The organism is Bacteroides cellulosilyticus, from assembly GCF_020091405.1.
In the GTDB taxonomy this organism is placed as follows: Bacteria; Bacteroidota; Bacteroidia; order Bacteroidales; family Bacteroidaceae; genus Bacteroides.
In genome coordinates this window covers 1,715,670-1,738,994 of record NZ_CP081903.1, presented here as the reverse complement: position 1 = coordinate 1,738,994, position 23,325 = coordinate 1,715,670, and the positions used below count along the sequence as shown (strand labels likewise).

The 23,325-nt window shown below is 44.3% G+C and carries 13 protein-coding genes and 1 pseudogene; 1 reads left to right on the top strand and 13 read right to left on the bottom strand.

The window, feature by feature from the left end; translation table 11 throughout:
* The gene (locus K6V21_RS05965) at positions 1–294 is read left to right on the top strand and encodes a DUF4884 domain-containing protein (protein WP_217716081.1); all 294 of its coding nucleotides are present in this window, start codon (positions 1–3) and stop codon (positions 292–294) included.
* A 93-nt stretch (positions 295–387) separates the two neighbouring features.
* On the opposite strand, the pseudogene K6V21_RS05960 reads toward K6V21_RS05965, so the two are convergent.
* The 13 genes and pseudogenes from K6V21_RS05960 to K6V21_RS05905 form a co-directional block, all read right to left on the bottom strand.
* Positions 388–537, bottom strand: a pseudogene (locus K6V21_RS05960) (RNA polymerase subunit sigma-70); the annotation flags it as partial.
* Between the two features lie 106 nt (positions 538–643).
* Positions 644–1,714, bottom strand: a complete 1,071-nt coding sequence (locus K6V21_RS05955; RefSeq protein ID WP_224321220.1) for a glycoside hydrolase family 43 protein — start codon at positions 1,712–1,714, stop codon at positions 644–646.
* Positions 1,715–1,745: 31 nt separating this feature from the next.
* Positions 1,746–3,773, bottom strand: a complete 2,028-nt coding sequence (locus K6V21_RS05950) for an NPCBM/NEW2 domain-containing protein (RefSeq protein ID WP_224321219.1) — start codon at positions 3,771–3,773, stop codon at positions 1,746–1,748.
* Between the two features lie 33 nt (positions 3,774–3,806).
* Complete coding sequence (locus tag K6V21_RS05945; protein WP_224322004.1) at positions 3,807–6,392, bottom strand: TIM-barrel domain-containing protein; 2,586 nt, start codon at positions 6,390–6,392, stop codon at positions 3,807–3,809.
* Between the two features lie 61 nt (positions 6,393–6,453).
* Positions 6,454–7,815, bottom strand: a complete 1,362-nt coding sequence (locus tag K6V21_RS05940) for a glycoside hydrolase family 43 protein (protein ID WP_224321218.1) — start codon at positions 7,813–7,815, stop codon at positions 6,454–6,456.
* Positions 7,816–7,833: 18 nt separating this feature from the next.
* Entirely contained in the window at positions 7,834–9,774 is a 1,941-nt protein-coding gene (locus K6V21_RS05935; RefSeq protein ID WP_224321217.1) for a glycoside hydrolase family 97 protein, read from the bottom strand.
* A gap of 13 nt (positions 9,775–9,787) precedes the next feature.
* The gene (locus tag K6V21_RS05930) at positions 9,788–11,413 is read right to left on the bottom strand and encodes a glycoside hydrolase 43 family protein (RefSeq protein WP_224321216.1); all 1,626 of its coding nucleotides are present in this window, start codon (positions 11,411–11,413) and stop codon (positions 9,788–9,790) included.
* A gap of 53 nt (positions 11,414–11,466) precedes the next feature.
* Entirely contained in the window at positions 11,467–12,852 is a 1,386-nt protein-coding gene (locus tag K6V21_RS05925) for a glycoside hydrolase family 43 protein (protein WP_224321215.1), read from the bottom strand.
* A gap of 37 nt (positions 12,853–12,889) precedes the next feature.
* Positions 12,890–15,334 carry a TIM-barrel domain-containing protein gene (locus K6V21_RS05920; protein ID WP_408912650.1) on the bottom strand — a complete coding sequence of 815 codons (2,445 nt, stop codon included), beginning with the start codon at positions 15,332–15,334 and terminating at the stop codon, positions 12,890–12,892.
* A gap of 132 nt (positions 15,335–15,466) precedes the next feature.
* Positions 15,467–15,700 carry a hypothetical protein gene (locus K6V21_RS26660; RefSeq protein WP_258771286.1) on the bottom strand — a complete coding sequence of 78 codons (234 nt, stop codon included), beginning with the start codon at positions 15,698–15,700 and terminating at the stop codon, positions 15,467–15,469.
* A gap of 2 nt (positions 15,701–15,702) precedes the next feature.
* A complete protein-coding gene (locus K6V21_RS05915; protein WP_262903782.1) occupies positions 15,703–18,570 on the bottom strand; it encodes a glycoside hydrolase family 2 TIM barrel-domain containing protein in 2,868 nt (955 codons plus the stop codon).
* Positions 18,567–20,465, bottom strand: a complete 1,899-nt coding sequence (locus tag K6V21_RS05910; RefSeq protein WP_408912649.1) for a glycoside hydrolase family 97 catalytic domain-containing protein — start codon at positions 20,463–20,465, stop codon at positions 18,567–18,569. The genes K6V21_RS05915 and K6V21_RS05910 overlap by 4 nt, the downstream gene beginning before the upstream one ends.
* 295 nt (positions 20,466–20,760) lie before the next feature.
* Positions 20,761–23,178 carry a beta-L-arabinofuranosidase domain-containing protein gene (locus K6V21_RS05905; RefSeq protein ID WP_224321213.1) on the bottom strand — a complete coding sequence of 806 codons (2,418 nt, stop codon included), beginning with the start codon at positions 23,176–23,178 and terminating at the stop codon, positions 20,761–20,763.
* Between the last annotated feature and the right edge of the window lie 147 nt (positions 23,179–23,325).

Below are 23,325 nucleotides of genomic sequence, written 5' to 3'. Positions count from 1 at the left end.
ATGAAGACAATAGCTAAATTATTTATCTTCTCATTCATAGTAATGGGAATCACCTCTTGCTACACCGCAATTCCGCTAAAAGAAGGGAAATCTGAAAATAACACGACATATAAGGTCAGCTATCTTTTCGAACATGACGGATGCAGGGTTTATCGCTTTTATGATAGGGGAAACTATGTCTATTTCACTACCCGGGGAGATGTCACTGCCATCAAGAATGATTCAACTGCACATCGGACGGTCACTATCTATAAAGATACTATTTATTCCGGCAACGACGAAGTATATCCTTAATTTAAATTCTCTTCCACCGAAGATATTTTTTCCAGCAATAACCTGCTAATAGCAAGAATAACCGGCATCATTATCGAGCGGTGAATGGCGCAAGGTTTTCTGCACCATATCCTCGGCTTCGTCTTCGTCGCACAGCAACCGGAATGCAAGCGGCTGAAAATCAGAGAGCAGAAGAGAAAATGCATTCGTATCTTCTCTTCTGCTCCTGACTATAAGCTCTTGTATCTTTTCTTGGTTCATCATTATAACATCTTCGTTTATTAATGATACGTAAGAAAATGCATCCGGTCGATTGTTACCGCAAATATAACCTACAAAAAGCTTATTTTTCTATTAAATCAAGGGAAACTCAGTTCTTAATAATCTCTTTCTCTACAATTACTTCTTTCTCATCAGCAGATGGATTCACCATTCCGGCTACTTCCGCTGTCGTCTTCGGTTTCACAGTAACCCCTTCTTTGGTTTGTTCCACATACGCCATACGCCCATCCGGCAAGTAATACAGATAATCGACACAAACACTTCTACGGCCTGTGGCTCCTGATTTTCCGTTCAGGGTAAGCGTTGCATTATGATAGAACAGATAACTCTGACCTTTGAATTCAATGATTCCCGGATGTATGGTAAAGCTGTTCTCTGCCATTCCCGTCAGAAGTCCACGATATGTCCACGGTCCCTCCATACTTGGTGCCGTCGCATAGCTTATCGTCTCACGCCCTTTACCCATTGAAGCGTATGTCAGGTAGTAAAGATTCCCATGTTTATGAATCCATGGTCCCTCTACAAACTTCGGCATTTTAAGTATTTCAATAGGTCCATCCAGTTCTATCATATTAGGTTTAAGTTTCACCAAGAAACAAGTTCCGTTACCCCAACTCATCCAGGGAGTGCCGTTATCATCTATAAAAACCGTCGGGTCTATATCATTCCACCATCCGCGCGGTCCATTAGGAGTCATATCATCCGTCACAAGCGGAGTACCCCGCGGGTCGACAAAAGGTCCTGTCGGGCTATCCGAAACGGCAACACCCACTACTTTACTATTGTACGGCGATCCCGCTTGTACTGTTGTATAATAATAGAATTTCCCGTCTTTTTCCACAACTTGAGATGCCCATGCCTCGCCTACACCCCATGAGAAATCCGTAGGTTTAAGCACACTTCCATGATCTGTCCACGTCTTCATATCTTTGGTGGAATAGCATAACCACTCCGTTATGTTAAAGTCCTGCCCTTCTTCCGCTTCATCATGGCCCACATAGAGGTAAAGCGTGCCATTGTGCACCATCGGTGCCGGATCAGCCGTAAACTTATTTAAAACGACCGGATTCCCTTCCGGAGTAAATTTCACTTCATTACTTTTCCCGCCCAAACCGGACAAGAGCAGATATAAGCTAAAAGCCAAAAGACCATTTTTCATAATAAAATAACTAAGTTATAATTTAATAGATTCATTGAACTGGTTTAAACTTATAAAGCAGCACACCATGAGCCGGAACATTCAGGGACAATGCTTCCCGTCCGGCATCCAGTGTTTTTATGTCTTTTTGCCTCCAAAGGTCACGGACAGTCTGCTTACCTGTAATGCCCAGTTTATCAAAATCCCGGAAAGAGAGCTCCGCCTTTTCACGATCAAAATTACAGAATCCCACCGCTTTACTGCCGTCTTCCAACTCCTTCACATAAATACGTAGTTCTCCTATGGCATGTACACACGTAGCTTGTTTGCCCAAAGGATCCTGATTGACAGCAATAACCTCATTATTAGTCAACAAACTGAAAGTGAAGTCATCCATCTTTTCCAAGTCGCAACCTATCAGGAGGGGGGCAGAAAACAAGCTCCAAAGACTAAAGTGAAGATATTGTTCATCGGGTTTAAGCTTGGTTTGGAGAGGATTTCCCCAACCTACAATACCAACCACCAGCATATCCGGATCATTCCAGTTACCCGGTTTTGCCCAAGCTGCCGCCTTGTCTTGGGCAAGAGCGATACTTTTTACACTTTCCCAGGTATCAGTGATGTCATTAGTTGTACGCCAGCACTGACTTCCGACAGCATCTCCCCATTCCCAGACGTCTCCCATACCATATTGGCACAGGTTATACACAATATCACGGGGTTGTTGGCGTAAATAGTCGCCCATGATTTTAAACGGTTTCCTACCGGCAATCGAATCTCCGCCTCCTTGAAAAGCTAAAGAAGATACGCTATAGGGATCTTTCTTCAAATCACGGTCGAGTACTCCTCCATAACTGCACCAGTCGTATTTCAAATAATCAATTCCCCATTTGGCATACATGTCGGCATCCTGTTTCTCGTAGCCATAGCTACCTACACAGCCTCCGCAAGTCCACGGGCCGGGTGAAGAATAAATACCCACCCTCATTCCAAGTGAATGGATATAGTCAGCCAATCCCTTCATGTCAGGGAATTGGGCATTGGTCAGGATGTTACCACGGGCATCGCGAAACTTTCCGCTTCTGGTCCGGTCATTGGGGTCCCGGTGATGTTGCCACGAGTCATCTATATTGATATAAGTCCAGCCGTAATTAATCAAACCGCTTTCTACCATGGCTCTTGCCGCCTGCTTCACTTTCTCGGCCGAAACTTCGTGCCCGAAGCAGTTCCAACTGTTCCAGCCCATCGGCGGGGTAAGAGCTATTCTGTCGCCACATTCAATGCGGAACTTCTTCTCCGCCATTCCTTTATCGTTTTTAACCTGCAGAGTCACCTCAAACGTTCCGGGTTCGGTCAATTTACCCGTAATCAAACCCGTTTCCGGATTAATCTCCAACCCTGCCGGTAGGCCTGCTGCAGCAAATGCCATCGGACGATCACCAGTTGCCGCTACCTGAAACAGGAAGGGAGAACCGGGACGTACTCCAAATACAGAAGCGCCATTAATTCTTGGTGTCGCAGGAGCAGGAGGAGTCAGTATATAAGGCTCAGTAGCTATAAACTTCAGTGTAGGAAAGCTTTTCTTACCTTTCGAAATTATTTTTGCATCTGCCCAATCGGCATGGTCATAATAAGGACCATCACCGCCATCAGCAACAATCAGTTCAAGCCTTTTCACGCCATCAAGTGAAACAGAGCATTGCTTAGCCGCATCTCCTGCTTTCACAACTCCGCTGGACCATAGCTGTTCCCCGTCTCCGATTACAATAAATTCAGCCGACGGCTTACGTTCCAGAATCTCATCATCCAGACCCACCTGAGCCGTAAATGATGTTGCTTTACCATCCAATTGAATTGCCAGTTCGCTGACAGAGTGGGTACCTACTCCACGTTCAAACGTCTGTCCTCCGATTGTCAGGGTTTTACCGTCAACCGATTTGTTTTTCATACCAACTCCATGTCCCTGGGTCATAGCTGTCAGGTCCAGATCATCAAGCCACACAGTCTGTGGCTGACTACACCCAGTAACGATACCTGCTAATACAAAACTTGCAATTATCAAAATCTTATTCTTCTTCATACTCTAAAATTCATTCTTAATTGATTAAAACCATTATAACGAAACTACCATAGATTTCCCTGAATACGTGACAGTTCTATCCGGTGTTGACTGATAAACTCCGGTACCGGATTGTGACGATACCATTATGACATTAAAGGTTATTTTCTTTTTCATTCCAGTGAATTTTCCCTTCCTGTCACTGATAGTCAAAGTTCTGTCCGTATCATTCCAATTTAAGTCAAATGTGCAGAACTGGCCCTTTTCATAATTATAGTTATTCCCTTCATCTTCATAAACAGAATAAGTGCCATTGGCACCCGGATAAATACGGATTTCCCACGGTTCTTCTGTGTCTTCAGAAGTAGATTGTTTCGTAGGGCCCAGTGGTAATATAGAACCGGCTTTCACAAATAAAGGTATTTTCTCAAGGTCAACATCCACATCCACCATTTGTCCACCTTTATAAGATGCACCATTCCAGAAGTCTATCCAACCTGCCGGACATTCAGGAAGATACACTTTCATCCGGTTAATACCACCTTCCACAACCGGGGCGACTAAAACAGAAGGTCCGAACATAAACTGATGTTTTTGCTCCAATGCACGGGAGTCTTCCGGAAAATCCATTACTAACGGACGCATTAAAGTGGAACCTTTAAAGGAAATCGCAGCATTTTGAGAATAAATATAGGGAAGAAGTCTGTAACGCAAATCTAAATAACGGGCAACGATACGTTCAACTTTCTCTCCATATCTCCATGGTTCGGTATTACTCATGTAACCATGTACACGCATTAATGGAAAAAATGTTCCTGCCTGCAACCAACGGATAAACTGTTCATGATACCCCGTATTGGTATATTGATTGCCCGGACGGAAGAAACCACCGGCATCATACGTCCACCAAGGCAGACCTGTTGCCATTTGCCCCAGCCCTCCGGCTATTTGCCGACGCAGAGTTTCCCAGTCATGTCCCACGTCTCCCGACCATGTGGCCGCCGCATAACGCTGCATTCCGGAAAAGCCGCTACGGGTAAATATCATAGCCCTCCGGTCAGGAGCATCTTTGCGCAAACCTTCATAGATCGTCTTACTGACATACATCGGATAAACATTCCGGTAAACCTCTCCCGGTGTCTGCCCGTTATTTATACGCCGGTTCTGGAGGTCGTCATTTTCAGGCTCGGTAGCATCCTGCCACCAAGCATCGATGCCATATTTCAATAGTCCGTTACGGAAGTTCTGCCAGTAAAAAGCCGCAGCATCAGCATTGAAGAAATCAATCCAGTCACTGCCCGGAATATAATATCCGTTTTCTGTTGCCTGCTTTCCTATTTCAGACTGGGTATCTATTTTAGACCAGACGGAAATCATCAGGCGTATATCCATATCATGAAGCTCCTGAAGCATTTTCCCCGGATCAGGATACCTGTCTTCATCAAACCGCATCGCATTCCAACCATGTTTTCCCCAATATTGCCAATCTTGAACAATCATATCTATAGGTAACTTCCGTTGCCTGAACTCACGGGCATTCTCCAATAACTCCGCCTGAGTATTGTACCGTTCCCGGCAATGTATATATCCCAAACTCCATAAAGGCATCATGGGAGAAGGTCCGGTCAACTCGCGGTAACTGGCAATAACTTCATCTCCATTACCGGCGAAAACAGTATAATCCAATGTTTGGGCAACCGGTGAACGAAAAACGGTTTCTTCGGAAACAGGATGCCAATATAGTACAGGCTTATCATTACGCTCACCCTGCACCTCTATGGCATGCTTTCCGGCACTCAATTCCACTATTGCAGAAGTTGTAGGAGGCAGCCACAAATTATTGATATCAAACACCTTATCTCCATCGATAGCAAGATAGTACTTGCGTGCCATCCGTTGTCCGACATCCAACAACAAAGAATAACGCCCGGAATGAGGTACTTCCAATGAGGCTGTGAACGAGTATGTCTGCCGGGTTTCTCTTACATTCCCGCTCGTACCTGTAGTATTGACAGTAACGGCCTCACCGCTTGCACTCGCAGGAGTCAACTCAATAGATTCATCTGCCGGATTGAAATCCGTCAATCCATAGTTATTCCACAACAGTCCATAACCTTTGTTTGACAGAATAAAAGGTATGGAAATCTGTGTATTGACCTGTGTCAACCTCCTCGACAAGCCTCTGATATTGAGATAACCATCCTGAAATTGACCAGTACCGTATATATACTCATCTTTCGGAGATACAAAGTGTTGTTCCACCTGGAATGTAGCTTCTCCCTGAACAGAAGAAGCTGCCATAAAGCGCCCTCCGACTTTTTCCTGAAGAATGATACGCTTATTCGCATCTTTAAAAGTCAGCGCCTCCGTGCCTTTATCAAACTCCACAGAAATCCCTTCCAGAGATAAAGTCAGAGATTTATCATCTTCTGCAACTTCATACTCCGGAACGGGAGAGTTCTCCGTATAGATAAGTTCCTGCATAGGCACTGAACCTGATTGAGCGAACTGTACCCGAACAGCATTCCGATTTAGCGGTATCAATGAAAGTGTACCCTGTTCCAGTTCAAGAACTACATTTTTCTTTTCGTCCGAAACACATGCTGCATTTAGTAAAAATATGGAAAGAGACAGAGTCATCGCAATTAACCCAGCCAGATTCCACTTCTTCCATACTGTTTTCATAGTATATAGTGCTGATTTATTTAGAGAACATCCAATAATCGAAATACATAAGGTTGGTAGACGGTCTTCCCTTCACCACAAAACATAGATCATGTACTCCGGTCACTTTCGAGATATCAATGGTTCGCAAATCCCAACGGTCACTGCCACCTGTCCGGGGTACTTTAATGGTTCCCACCAATTCTCCGTCCACACCACCCAGGCGCACCTCAAGCCGCACGGGGTCATTGTGTGTCGTACCGAGTCTGGCAGTGAACTTCGTTGCACCGTTTGTTCCAAAGTCCACGTCACGAACCCGGATATAACTACCATCCTTCATTGCTGTTACAAAGACACCCACCTGATTGTTCTTGAAAGATTTAAAACCTTCGGAGAAAGCGATTGTTTCCGCTTCATTCTTTACATATGGATTCAAGGTAACAAGCCCCTTGGTGATTCCTTCCGTCATCTTCACCTCAGGAATTGAGCCGTCTTTGTTGAATTTAAGTTCTTCCACACATGCCGAACGGTTGAAACCACCACCACCGGGCAACTTTCCGTTATGATAAAAATAGTAGGTCTTGCCTCTGAAGTCGATAACTCCCGGATGGATTGTAAACGATCCGCCTCCGGCAGCCATTACCGTACCGCCATATTTCCACGGTCCTGTAGGGCTATCGCTGGTAGAATATCCGATATGCTCGGGTAGCGGACCTCCCGGCCAGAATAGGTAATATTTCTTATCCCGTTTATAAAGCCAGGGACCTTCCTCGTACAAAGTAGCTCTCTGAGAGTCACCCTCACGCTTTCCAAACGATTCCGCAGTTAAAGGTACACGTACAATATCCCCGCTGTAGGAAATCATATCTTCATTCAATTTCACATAATACAAATTCGGGTTTCCCCAATACATATAAGCTTGTCCATCGTCATCAATAAAAACCGTCGGGTCAATATCTCCCCATTCACTCTGAACCAATGGCTTTCCAAGCGGATCATAGAAGGGGCCGTAAGGACTATCAGCCACTGCCACTCCAATAGCACCTCTGTTATTGATTCTCGAAATCACAGGCACATACATATAGAACTTTCCACCTCTTTCGATACATTGCGGAGCCCAGGCATCCCCTTTGGCCCAACTGAAGTCGGTATATGACAGAACAGCCCCATGATCGGTCCAGTTCACCATATCACTCGTGGTATACAATCGCCAGTCGTTCATCGTAAACCAGGTGGAATTATCCTCATCATGGGTAGTATAAAGATATACTTTATCGTTATATACCATCGGAGCCGGATCGGCCGTATAATTTGTCTGAATGATCGGGTTCTGTGCCAGTCCCGAAGTAGCCACCACCGTCAATAGCGATGAGAAGAATAAAGACTTCATTTTATCCATATTGCTTTTTTAGTTTGATTATTCTACAATTAATATTCCACCATTGCAAGGCATTGTCAATTGTAACTCCTGTTTCTTATTTACCTTTACTTGTTTTACGTTTCCTTGCAATTCTTCATTATCACTGAATACCCGTACCTGATTGCCAGGCATAAACATCGGCAAGGCAATCTTCAGTTTTACAGTTTCTTTCTGGGCATTAACCCCTGCAATATACCATTTATCTCCATGCCTGCGAGCCATAACTACGTATTTTCCGGGATAGCCATCAATAAAGCGTACTTCATCCCATGTGGTAGGAACTTCTTTCATGAAGCCTATCGCCCATTCCGGAGCATCCGTCAGGTTATTCGGAGCCAAGGCAAAATGTTGCACCGGACTTTGAAACAATACTGCAGTAGCCAAAGCAAACACGTCAGAAGTCATACGCCGGCTTCCGCGCGGAGCATTATCTGAGTTATAATATTTATTCAGTGCACTGCCCCCAAAGTCCATGCTACCCACCGTATTACGGATAAACGGATGCAGGCAGGCATTGAATGCCTCAGCGTCACAGCTTCCCTGAGAGAAATGCAGGTTTTCACTCGCCAATACTGCTTCACTCGACGCATAGTTAGGATACATACGTTCCCAGCCGCGAGGCAAAGTACATCCGTGGAAAATCACCAGCAACCCGTATTCATTGGCATCAGCAAGAATATCTTCATACAGTTGCATGGTAACTTGCTTATCACCACCAAAGAAGTCAACCTTTATGCCACGTATTCCAATGCTTTGCATCCATTTCATTTCTTTACGACGGGCTATCACATTGTCCATAATGCCACGGGGTGATTGTGGAGCATCATTCCAGTATCCGTTAGAGTTATACCACAGATAGAGACCTACCCCTTTCTGCGCCCCATATTTAGCCAACTGCTCAATCTTATCATATCCAATCTGCGTATCCCACAATGCATCTACCAATACAGACTGATAACCCATTGCCGCCGAGAAATCAATATAGCGCAACTGCTCTTCATACTTCGTGCTTCCATCCATACCGATAATCCAACTCCAGGAACCTCTGCCGTACTCATATTTGCCAGACGCTGCATATAGTGGCTTTACAACATCAAAAGAAACCGTTGTTTCAACAATCGGAGCTAAAGTTTCGCCCAAAGTTATCGTCCGCCAGGGAGTTTCTCCCGGCAATGCAAGTCCGGGTGCAGTTGTACCGTTTCCGTTCATTTCACCTTCTTGAGGAAAACCGATTGTATACAGGCCATTTTCATGTCCCAGCAAACGGCTTCCACAGTATTTGCTATCCACACCCGTTTCTGAAATAAGTATCCATCCTTTGTCACCATTACGGAACAGGCAAGGGAAAGTATATCCTTCACCCCATCCATTTTTACCCATGGAATCATCCGCTTTATAGGGAGTTTCGTAGCTGGGCGAAGTGCGGGCAAATCCTCCCATAGGTTTACTCTGCGGACACAGGAAAGTCGTACTCCCCTCAGGAAGCACAAAACCGGTCATTTCCTCTTTCACAACGCAGGACAAGGCCTTCTTCTGAGGATACATTTTATATCTGAAAGCAACATCCCGGTCACTTACGCGAAATATAACATCAAAAATAACCTTATCTTGCTGGCTAAACTGGTATACAGCTTCTGTAGCCACATAGTGCACATTGCTCTGCTTTATATTAGGCAATGTATAGGTCTCGTCAATTTTGTTCGACCGGACATTCTGTCCCAAAGACATATCCCGGGAAAAATCACCGACATTAGTCACAAGCCCCAAAGGAGAAGAATGAATGAAAGGAGTACCATTATAGCTGATGCTATATGAAGGTTGCCCATTTTTATCGGAGATAGTTACCAATATTTTCCCATCGGGACTTGTAATTTGTTTCTCTTCCGCTTTTATTGCACCGCAAATTAATAACGCTGCTATAACTAAAAAGTGTTTCATGAATATCAGGATATTATTTATTAATAGTTACTCTATCATTAGCTCTCTCATAGTCAAAGTAATCAACGTCGACATAACCTCCCAGCGACTTCGTTGCATAGTTGAAGATAGCAAACTTGCTTCCCATAAAGAGCCTTGTATAATCAAAGCGCATTTTGAAATCCGTTCCTATCTTTTTCCATCCCTTATTATCCAAACTATAATAGAAAGTAGCAATATCGCGTTTCGGCATGAAGTCGCCTTCTATACGCAGATAAATGACATCCTGATTAAATTCGACTTGTTCTTTTTCTTCTATATCCACACTGGCTATTGCCTTATTGGGAGTCCTATCAAAATTAACGACATTGGTAGACATAACCAGACGCTTTGCATCCCCTTCCTTCACCACTGACAAAAGCCCGGAATGTCCGTTGAATGCGCTGAATCCGGCTACATCCCCATCCTTCATATGAGAAACATCAAGCGAAATGGTAGCACTGCACTTCGGCCCTTCCATACGTTGCGTAATCGTATTCGGAGCTAAATACAGGTTATCAACCACCCGGCTGGTCTTCAATCGCAGATAACCCGGACGTTCCGTCAAAGACCACTTATCATCTACCGGATTATGATTCCATTGCCAGTAGAGTGAAAGCTTCTCATCGCTGAAGTCATCACTTCCAAGTATTCCTTTGGTATTTTCAGTCGGATATATCTCTTTTTCCATCGTCAAGGGTACATGACCGTTTTCATCTCCCAGCATCGGCCATCCATCCACCCAACGGCAGGGCATCAGAGTAGGCACCCGACCTATTCCTCCGCGGTCCTGAAAAATAACCCCATACCAGTCTCCTTCTTCCGAGTCAATAATACAACCTTGGCCTACTCCTCCGTAACCGTCAAAATCATGTTCCAGGATAACCTTTTTCTCATAAGGTCCTGTAATCGTGTCAGCACGGTAACATACTTCCCTGCGCACCCGACCGGGGATGCTCCAGTCCATGGAGATCATCAACAAATAGTACTTGCCGTTATGCTTCACAACCTGGCTTCCTTCCAGTAGTCCCTGTTCGTCAGCATCCCGCTCGAATATCTTCATACTGACTCCATCGGGCTTCACATCCGACAAGTCACTCTTCAATTCCTTCAGCTCACCGGTTCCATAGAATACATATACCCGTCCGTCATCATCAAAAAACAAAGAGGCATCATGGAAATGCTGCGTTCTCGACAATAGTTCCCACTTTCCGGCGGGATCGTCCGCCGTGAATATATACGACCGGTAAGGTACATCGTTTGGTGAGAACAATACATAGAACTTACCGTTATGATAGCGTATGGACGATGCCCATTGTCCGCGCCCATAAACAGTTCCACCAATCAAATCATACTTTGAGTTATCAGTCAACTTATCGAAGACATAACTCACTGTTTCCCAATTTACCAGATCTTTTGATCTCATAACAGGCCCGCCGGGCATCAGGTGCATGGTGGTACTTATCATGTAGTAGTATTCTCCCGCACGTGTAATGGATATGTCCGGTATATCGGCATAAACCACCGGATTACGAAACGTTCCCTTCACTGGCATTTCCGAACCGGAACACCCCATCAGTAATGAAACAACAGTCAGCCATGCCAACATCATCTTTTTCATGATACAGATATATATTTATTTACGATTTATTTCTAACGCGGTTTCCCGGCCATCTACTTGAATCTCCAATAGTCCATGTTGAACATCTCTCCGTCTCCTCCTCTAAAAACGAGGTACAGATCGTGAACTCCACCCACCTTTTCCACATCGGTAACAAAGGTTTTCCACGTATTCCAGCCACCGGTATTACTGATATCGCATACCCCCAGCAATGTACCGTTAAGGTCATCCAAGCGGATTTCAATCTTTCCTTTGGTTATCGTAGCTGCACGGACTTCAAATGTCTTTGCCCCTTTGCCGAAGTCAACCGCTTTCACTTGAAGGAAGTCCCTGTTATGAATGGAAGTAACATACATCCCGCTTTCATCGTCCTTGGCGGTCTTAAGTCCCTGGCTCCAAGCCATTGTTTCCGCCTCAGTCCGCTTATAAGGATTCAATGTGCCGACAGGCTCAACTGCAACACCGTCATCCCACCAGGGCAGTTCCTTGATTGTGCCATCGGGATTATACTCCAACTCGGCCACACATATGGAACGGCGTTCATGATGCTTGTCGGTTATCATGAAGTTCAAACGGTAGTTAAACCCGAACACATAAGATTTACCTTTATAATCAATGATGCCCGGATGATTTCCGGAGGACTTCCCATTAGGCTTCATTATATAACCCTTGAATTCCCAAGGGCCTACCGGTCCGGGGCCCATTGCATAACCGATACCTTCCGGACAGCATGTACTTGCATAAGCCATATAATAGTGCCCGTTCTTCTTGTATGCCCAAGGACCCTCCTGGAAATGATAAGGGTCTTTCTGATTTTCTATCTTCCGGATTAATTTATCTTTCGTGATTTCCCCCGCACAGGATATCATATCTTCATTCAGTTTCACATACCAGAGATTAGGATTTCCCCAATATAGATACGCCTGTCCATCATCGTCTATCAATACACTCGGGTCAATACTGTCATACTCGGCACCGATCAAGGGTTTTCCGAGAGGGTCGGTAAAAGGACCAAAGGGATTATCAGCAACCAGCACACCGATGCCTCGTCCCTGCACAGGACAATACAAATAGAACTTACCATTACGCTCGATGCACTGAGGAGCCCAGGCACCATTCTCAAATCCTCCCCAACCTGATACGGCAGGGTCAGCCCATTTAAAGTTATACAAGTTGGCTATGGTTCCATGATCCGTCCAGTTCACCATATCGGTGCTGGTGTAAAGCAACCATTCTTTCATGCGGAAGCCTGCCATTCCTTCGGGAGCATAGTCTTCATCATGGGTAGTATAAAGGTATACTGTACCCTTATGCACCATTGGCGCAGGGTCGGCAGTAAATTTGGTCTGTATAATCGGAGTCTGGGCATTCAGGCACTCCTGAGGAGAAGCCATAAACAACATAGCTGCCGTCAACCCGGGCAAAATAAGTTTCTTCATTGTTTCTGGTATTTAAAATCTATATTTCCAAATAGCACTAAAATTTCACACTCACTCTTTTCCCATTGTAGTCAACAACCTTCCGGCTTCCATCTTGAAGTACAACAGTAAACTTTCTGTTTTTCAACATTCCTTCGTATGTCCCCTTCCGTGCTCCAATGGTCAACTGGCGGGAAGCATTGTTCCATGTCATAGGGATTTCAGTATATGCTCCCAACTCATAATTATAACTATCAAATTCATCCTCATACAGAACAAAAGAACCATCAGCACCGGCATATACTTTCAATTCAAGATTATCCCATGGTTTCTCTGTTGCATACTGCACTTTAGGTCCCATTGGGATGATACTACCTGCCTTGATATACAAAGGAATGACATCAATAGTCGTTTCCTTTTCTATTTCCTGTCCGCCGTCATACTTTTCATTCGTCCAGAAATCATACCAGATAGCACCTTCCGGCAAATATACCTTTGCGGACTTAGCCTGCATAAAGTCTACCGGAGCTTTATTCTCAAATTTCTTAACATTATTCTTATCCCAGCCATCATTTTCTTTTAGTTTTACCAGCTTCTCCTGAGTGTATTGCGCATTAACTACCGGCGCTACCAGAATGGATTTACCGAACATGTATTGGTCTTTTATATCCCATACTTTCTTGTCAGCCGCAAAGTCCATCACCAACGCACGCATAAAGCTCGACTGCCGTTCGGTCACTTCCCATGAAGTGGAATAGATATAGGGCAACAATGCATAGCGCAGATGAATCATTTTTTCAATAGCATCATATATCGGTTCACCTTTTTTCCCGAATTGATAAATCTCCCTCGGTGTATCAGCTCCATGTGAACGCATCATCGGTGTAAACGTACCGAATTGCAACCAACGCACATACAGTTCCTGATACATCGGATTCTTGGGTGCACTTCCGTCATTCCAGCCCCTATTATAGCTTCCGGCAAAGAAGCCACCAATATCCGAATTGAAATTAGGATTTCCGGTCAGAGTAAAATTCAAGCCTGCCGGAATCTGATTGCGCAGTGACTCCCAGGAAGAGCCGATATCTCCCGACCATACATTGGCTCCGTAACGTTGCTGCCCGGCAAAAACGGAACGTGTAAGAATAAAGACGCGTTTATCGGAAGTTACAGCACGCTGATTATCATATACTCCACCCACTGTCAACAGCGGATAAGCATTGCGCACCTTGCGGAACGAACCCAGATAAGTCTTTGTATCAAAGTCTTCCGGCTTCCAATCGAAGTGGTCGGGTTCCGTAGAATCCATCCACCAGCCGTCCATGCCTAATTTGAAGATACCTTCATTCAGGTATTTCCAATAAATATCACGGGCTTTCGGGTTATAGGCATCGTATACACGTACTCCGGAAGGATATTCCATATTGGGCGGCCAAGTTTCGAGTCCCGATTGGGGCCATGTGGAGAAGTTAAACAACATGCCATTCTTGTCCAGTTCCCTGTAAGGCTTGGTCATCGGTCCAAATGAGGACCAGATAGAAATCAGCATATGCGCATTCATTCCATGCACATCATCGATCATCTTTTTAGGATCGCTGAACGAAGGGTTCTTAAAGTCCATGGCATTCCACAAATAGTTGTGTCCCCAGTATTGCCAATCCTGAATGATTCCATCGAGAGGAACACCCAGTTCACGGTATTTCCGTACCACTCCCACCGTTTCTTCCTGACTTTTATAGCGTTCCTTGCTTTGGAAATAGCCGTAAGTCCAGAGGGGGAACATGGGAACCTGTCCGGTCAATGCACGCATTTGTGCAACTACACCATCAGCATTTCCACCATACATAAAGTAATAGTCGATGCAATCTCCCACTTCGGACTGGAAAGAGGTTCCTTCCGGTTTATCAGCAAAATTGGTTGGCGAATAATTATCCCAAAAAAGGCCGTATCCTTTCACAGACTGTACGAATGGAACCACGTCCTCCACATTGCCCTGTACAAGGTGCTTGGTCTGATTGCGTTGCGACATTTTTCCATTCTGGAGAATCCCTAATCCATAAAGAGGCTCATCTTTATCTAAAATAAACGATTGCTTGATTGTGAACGTTTTATTTCCGGCATCATTGAAATCGGTAAACTCCGGCTTTCCTTTCTCACTAAGCAAAGGTTCTCCTTTAGTATTGAAGAAAGCCACAATGCCCGACTCCAAATTAAGAGTAACCTCCATTTCACTACTTTTCAGTCTAACAGTATTACCTTCCCTGGTAATGGCAGGTTTCACTTTTTGAGGAGCCTCTATTACCGAGAGGCTCTCTTTCACATACTTCCAGCCATCAGGAGATTTCAGAATTCTTACAATTGACGGAGTGTAGAATTGTAACTCCACATCTACAGAATTAACGGTCGCCTTAAGTCCCTCGGGAGTCTGCTGATAATCTTGCCCTATAAGAGAAGTACAACAACACAGCGCCATTAATATCAATACACTTTTAATTGATTTCATGGTTACTTATTATATTTAATGATTATGATTAAAACATTCCAAACTTTATGTGATACAAAAATAGCTGTATGTCACTTGTATCCTTTTTAATTTTAGATATTTGAGTATCAACTTTAGATAAATAAACGACTATCAATCAGAATACTCCATTATATAGCCGTAATAATAGGCCTGATTGCCATCAATTGTATATTCATCCAACGTTCTTGCACCCCAAGAATCAGTCCCTCCCACACCATGGATATTCAAATCGATATTCACATTCAGATAATCACGCTCGGGTAATTCATAAGCATGCCTGTTCTTCTCCAAGTCTTCCTCACTATAAGGCCACACACGAAAACAGAGCGGTTGCAAACCTGCCACCTTTATCTTCCGGCTCTCCTTTCATTCAGTGAGAACCAACGAACATCACACCTGTTTGCATTATCTTGCGGAAAAGCATAATCTGTGATAAAGTTATCAACATCCGCCGCATAGTAACCGACAAAAGCCGCCGTTTTCCTATCCGGATAGTTTTCAAATTCGCCACGGCCATACCATTTGATATAATTCATAGAAGAGGGCAAACGCATTCTCATTCCGAACTTAGGCATCAATGGGATTTTTTCTTTTTCCGGTTGATAGAAAGCTTCTACCTGTATCTTTCCACTTCCGTTTATGGTATAGCGCAACCGGTAAGCAGCACCTACTACAGGCAATGACATATCCGCTTCTACTACAGCCAGCCCGTTCTTTACAGAATAATCAATATGTTCAACCACACGTTCGGCAGCAGCATTCCTCCATGCTCCCAAGCGGTTATTATACCCATTGTTCATCTGGTTGTCATTCGCCGGTTTCCAGAAATAAGGTTCCAAAGGAGCATAAAGAAGTTCCGTTCCACCATTCTTCCAACTTGCCAGAGCACCGGATTTCGCATCAATTACAAAGCAATCCGAACCAGCCATTACTTCAATAGCGGACAAAGACGCATTCACTTCAACATTTCCCCCCTCTGAGGCAATCAGTTCCGGCTTGCTTACATTCACCTGGAATTGCTCCTTACTAACAGTAAAACCTTTCTCGGCCCAGCACGTACCCTGTCTCAGTCTGGCAAACACATTCAGGAAAAGTTCACCCGTCCCTGCGAAAGAGGGAATATCCAAATATTCTCCGGCTACAATAGATGCCTTGCCCGACTTCACAAGCTCACCGTTCTGCAACCACTCATACTCATAATCGAACTCATCCAAAGCCGTGAACTCATACTTATTGGTGAGACGTACCTTGTTAGGAGCTTCGAGTGAAAAACCAATATTCTGATATACTTTCTGAACCTGATAGTAGTGCGGATGAGGAACACGGTCAGCTCCAATCAAACCATTGAAACAGAAGTTCCCGTTATTGGGGAAATCTCCGAAATCTCCTCCATAAGCCCAGAATTCACCTTTCTTCAATAACAAAGAACCCGAATTCTCCACTTCCTTTTCATATCTCGGATTTATTCTCTTTGCAATTCCCTGGTCAACCCAATCCCAGATAGCGGCACCTGCAATGTGAGCATTAGCCTCAATGACATCCCAATACTCCTGCAAATTACCTACTGAATTTCCCATGGCATGGGCATACTCACGCATAAAGATGGGTTTATCACGCTTTTCACGGGCATACTCTTTAAGCTTTCCGGGAGTATAGTAAGAGGGGTCGTTAAAAGCCGACACAGAAAGATCGGTATCACAGAAAATAATGCGTGAAGCATCTATGGCGCGTATCGTATCTGCCATGGCTTTCATATTACAACCGGCACCTCCTTCATTGCCCAAAGACCAGAAAACCACACAAGGATGGTTCTTGTCACGTTGTACCAGTGCAAGAGCCCTGTCCACATGTGCTGACATCCATTCCGGGTTATCACCAAGGATTTTATTGCCTAAACCATAATCGTGACTTTCCTGATTAGCCTCATCCATCACATAGAAACCATATCTGTCACACAGTTCATAAAACAACGGACTGTTAGGGTAGTGCGAAGTACGGATCATATTGATGTTAGCTTGTTTCATCAGCTTCAAGTCCTTTTCCATGGTTTCCCTATCCACCAACCTGCCGGTACGGGGATGATGCTCGTGCCGATTCACTCCCTTCAGTTTAACGGGCTTACCATTAAACTTGAAAGTGTTCCCCTCAATTTCGCACTTCCATATTCCCCAATGTGAGTATAACTCTTCAACCACCTGCTTTCCGTCGTAAAGTCTTATCTCAATATCATATAAATTGGGTTTCTCTGCCGACCATAGCTCCGGATTTTCCAATACAAAGGATAAAGAATAACACTCGACGGATGAAGACGGCAAATTCTTTACGGGAGCGGTCAGCCTTTTCGTCACTTTCTCTCCCCGTCTGTTTTTGCCCTTCAATATCATTTCAAGGTTCAACTTGCCGGATTTATGTTCCGATGAATTCCGCAGCCAGATTCTCGCCTTAAAGTCTGCCGACGAGAAGTCATCCGACAACTCAGTGGCAAACGAATAGTCTTTTATATGAGTCTCAGGACGAACCCACAGCTCTACCGGGCGATAAATTCCACTGAAACGCCACATATCCTGATCTTCCAGATAACTTCCGTCAGACCAACGGTAGACTTCCACTGCCAAACGGTTTTGCCCTTCATTCACATATCGGGTAACGTCAAACTCAGCCGGAGCCATGGAGTTTTCACTATATCCTACCTTTTCCCCGTTTACCCATACATACATGGCAGACTTCACCCCTTCGAAATGCAGGTACAACCGCTTACCTTTCATTTCTTCCGAAACATCAAACGTAGTCACATAAGAGCCTACCGGATTACGGTTTTCATAACTGAAGAAATGCCTCGGCGGCTCTCCCGTCACCCTTGGCTGATCTTTCTTAAAAGGATAAGTCCAGTTAGTATAGATAGGTTTCCCATACCCCTGCAATTGCCAGGTGCCGGGTACGGCGATATTGTCCCATCCGCTAACATCGAAATCACTCTTATAGAAATCAGCCGGGCGCTTTTCCGGGTCAGCAGACCACATGAACTTCCATGTTCCATTCAATGATACAATCTCGTCACATGCAGCCTTCCCGGAAGGAAGCGTCAACGTGGCATGATACTCTTCTTTATTGATTCCTATCACGTTCGGATTTTCCCAATCAGGCAATTGCTGAGCGTGTGCCTGAAACGCGAGACATATAACGGGCAAAAGCCTCCAATATTTTGTTTTCATCATCTTATTACAGCTACAAAACCACCGCGTGGTAAACACTTTATCTCTAAACCGGTTTCTTCGTCCGACAAGGGAATATTTTCTTCAATAGCAAAGCTTCTGTCATCAGTGCCGTCCTTGAACAAAGACACTTGCTTTCCATTTACTGGAATAGCCGCCAGAGGTGCACGGAGCGTCCTCGGTTCATTAGTCCCATTAATACCTGCAATATACCATACATCCCCTCTGCGCCGTGCCATGACAACTTCTACTCCAGGATAACCGGCCAAAAGTTTCGTATCATCCCAGGCAGTGGGTAACTCAGACAGAAGATGTTTTACTGCTTCCGGCAAGTTATCATAAACCGAAGGCCTGTCGGGCATGTGCTGCAAAGCCGATTCGAAAATCACGGGTAACGCAAGTTCATGCCCGTGCGATGTGATATGCGGATGCTGTGAATCGGAAAAAGTTCCCGGAGTATAGTCCATCGGCCCTACAACGTTTCTTGTGAAAGGCAACGTGGCATTATGTTCGGCCGCCCGGTTGGTCAGTATCGGATTATTGTTATACCACTCGGCACCATACACCCCTTCCACCGACATCAGGTGGGGATATGTGCGTTGCCAGCCGCGAGGGATGGTGGCACCATGGAAGTTAAGCATCAGCTTGTACTTCACCGCATCCTCCAGCAAATCCATATAATAGTTCATGGTGGCAACACTATCGCCCGTGAAGAAGTCTACTTTGATACCGGCAACTCCCATGTCACTCAGCCATTTATATTCCTTCTCCCGGTCTTCTTTCTTATTCAGCCGGTATAAAGGGCCGGGACCAAGCCAGCTTGTACTCGAATTATACCATAGCAAGGGTTTAATACCCTGTTCCAAAGCATACTTCACGGCATCCTGAAGGTTGCCTCCATTGCCCATTTCATCCCATTCCCAGTCAATCAGGTCATAGGGCCACTTCATGCGGGTGGCCAGGTCGATGTATTCTTTCACTATCTGATAATCCTTGGAACCGTGGTTGTGCGCCCAATAAATCCATGACACCATTCCGGGTTTTATCCATTCCGTATCCTCCACCTTAGAAGGGTCAGATACATCCGTCACCAGTGTAGACTCAGTAATATCAGCTAAAGAGCCAGCAATAAGCAATCGCCATGGAGACTCCCACACACCACTGAAAGCAAGTTTTTTATCAGCCAGTCGTACCTGATAATTATCGCGATTATCCCCATTATACAGAAAAGAGCCACAATGCCCCCGTCTGATATTGGCCTCCGTAATCAACACAAACACAGAATCCCGTGGCTCTATAAGCGCCGGATATCCCCAAAGATCAACCTCCGGACGGTTGGCAAGCTTACCGTCAGTAGACAACGGGAAAAACTTTTCATAACCCGGATCATATTGTTGTATCCATCTTTTACTCCCTTTCGGCAAAGCGTACGCCGTATATTCATTGATGATATGTTCTTCATCCGAAATAGCTTTAAGTCCATACTTAAATGCAATTCCATCGTTGTACACCCTAAACGTTACCTCCAAAATTTGCCCTTCATCGTTTTCCAGAGAATAAACCCGTTCGGAAGCCTCGTTCACACAATGGCTCCGTTTTCCCGTAATCATCTTATAATCATCAATCACGGATTTCGGTTCTGAAACTGATTTCAATCTTAAGTTACCGGCAAACTTTTGAACATCTGTCTCCAATCCCAGTTCGGAACGAAAAAGAATACTATCTCCCTTGTAATGCACAACGAAAGCGGCTTTTCCATAATCGCCATCCTTTGTTGTCACTACACCAACCTTTAAGGTTCCGTCAGGAGAAATAGTATCAAATGTTCCCGAATGGCACGAACTGATTATAGCAGCTATTACAATCCCCCATATTTTTCTAAGTAAGTTCATAAACATACATATTTAGTTAGTACAACTACCCTTATTTGTTAACCCAACAAAAGTAGGGAAATACCTCTGTATATATTTGCAATTTTAGATAATCCATTTGTGATTTTAGATAATATCGTCCTCCTATCCTACTGTAAAGCAAGAAAAGCCCGAAGCATATTTCTATCGCTTCGAGCTTTTCAATCATTTGCTATTCCGTTACCAAAAACTATCTACCATTCTAAATCCTATCAAAACAAGTGCTAAATTTAACCTCTAACTTTATCTAACTAACTTAATTTTTTTCTACCCTATATTACCATTATTTATCCACCACCATTGATTCGGGAACTAACAATCGTACTGCAAAAATCCCTCCCGCTGTAGTATCCGATTTACTCTGAAACCTAACCGTAATTTTATCTTTCGATTTCAGCAAAGTGGCCGGAATATTATATTCCACATTGCAAAACAAGTCTTTCTTCCATTTCCCGACAATATCCTCCGTAGCGATAGTTTGACCATCCACCAGAATATCAAAACTCCTGCTACCAGACTCAGCTCCCCAATAACGGACCATCAATGAGAGATTCTCATTCCCTTTCGTGGTCAGTGTATATTCAAAATATCCTCCATTACGGGCATCACGCCAAGCCTCACCGGCATGTACTCCACGATGCGAATCCTGAGTTTTCATTGCATGATCCGACTCAGGTTGTTGCTCACCCGATGATACTATATCCACAGTACGCTTGTCAAGTATCATTCTCCCATGCTCTTCAGCTTCCACGGCTTGTTTATATTCCCTGAATGCCGGCTCGGACATTGATAGCCAATACATCATATAGCGGCTATCATGAATTCCATAGAATGGTTCAAGTATCAGATTCTTATATTTTTCCTGAGTAAACAAACCGGGAACAGTAAAACTAAAAGATTTTCCTTCGACAGGCTTCATACTATTCAGTTTATTCAGAATATCACTTCTTTCCCCTATAATATAAGGTGCGTCAAAAAGTGAAACCAACGATCCGTGTGCAATATGCTCCCAACGCCCGTCTCCGGCAATTAATCCGGGCATATTTTCCGTTCCCGTCCTCGCACCTAACAATATAGGGCCACGCATGATCGAGATAGCGTTAGGTACATTGGGCAATTCTTCAATTCTCACGGTCATCGGAGTCTTTATTTCTACCACATCTCCTTTTGACCATTGGCGATCAATGGCTATATAAGAACCTGGCTGCGCATTTTTTGCATAATCAACCCCGTTGCAGACCACCTGCATTTTTCCCAGCTCCACCCACGATGGATAACGTATCAGCAGTTTAAACTGTGTCGCTTTGGAAGGATTAACAGTCAGCGTAGTCCCTTCTTCATTCGGAAAGTCCGTTTCTTGTACAATCTTAATCTTCTTCTCTTTCCAGTTTAATTCAGAAGGTATAAAAAGATTCACATACAAAGCATTATCCGCCGTATCATGGTTATAAATAAACTGCCCGTATTTACCATGATTTTCCATACCGGTACCCACACAACACCACATTGCTTTTCCCGGTGCCGAATAAACACGATAATGCGAGGGGCAAGCAGGTGTGAAATATACATATCCCCCATGTTCAGGATGCTGGGTAGAAAGGATATGATTATACATGGCACGTTCATAAAAATCGGCATATTCCACTTTGGGATGCATGCGGAACAGACCTTCGGTAAGTTTCAGCATATTATTAGTATTACACGACTCCGGTCCCTGACGTTCGTGCATATAATCGGAACATTTTCCTGCTTCGGGAAAATGCTCACCCCGACTGTTTCCGCCTAATGACAAAGAGCGATGAGAAACTACAGTCTCCCAGAAAAATTCAGCAGCAGTCATAAAATCATTGTAATCCGGAGCGGTTTTCGAATTAAGTTCGGCCACACGCTGATATCCCACGGCTTTAGGCACTTGCGTATTGGCATGCTTGTTATCCAGGTTATCAATACGCCTTGCCATACTGTCGAAAATCTGCTTATGTGAGAAGCGCTTCGCCGTATCGAGGTATTTGTGATTGCCGGTCATTTGCCAGGCATCCGCATACACTTCATTCATACCGCCGAATTCATTATCCAGCATACGCTCCATTTGCCGGTCGTCTAAATTAGAAATAACGTCGACGCCCCAGTCACAAAACTTCAGGAAGATCTTTTTCGCTTTTTCATTTTTACCGTAAAGCCAAGCATCCCGCAGTCCGGCATAGGTTTTATGCATATTATACCAGGCAACCCAATAGTTCCATACAATGCCTACATTCCCTTTTCTTATTTCTTCCGCAAACTTCTTACTGTTTGGAAAACCGCAAATAGAGCCGTCACCATTAGCCTGCTGTACACGTGCGAATTCAGAAACCATATAATCCATGCGTTTTTTGCATTCCAGATTACCTGTAGCGGCATAATGAATGGCTAAAGCAGTCAGATAGTGCCCACCGATATGCCCGTCAAGACCGTCTTTTTCCCAGTTACCATACGTTTCCGCTTTCTTAGGTAATCCTGCTTCACGCAGGAAAGGGGCCAGCAGACGGTCAGTATCATACTGAAGCAGAACCTTAACGTTCAAATCACAGGCATGCTTAAAAGGACCTGCGGTTATTCTCACATCTCCCAGAGGAAAAGTGTTCGGATAAAGCGCGTCCTGCGCAGTAAGGCTTGTAGAACTAATCGTTATCAGTAACAATAGAATCCATTTTTTCTTCATTTCTTAATCCTTATTTATTTCCACTTATAATCATACTTCCATATGATCTGACACAATGCAAAAATAGGCCTATTATGTTATAGTCATTGTCAATTTCAGACATTTGATTTTAGATTTCAGATAAAACTTCTCTCGTAGCTTCACCGC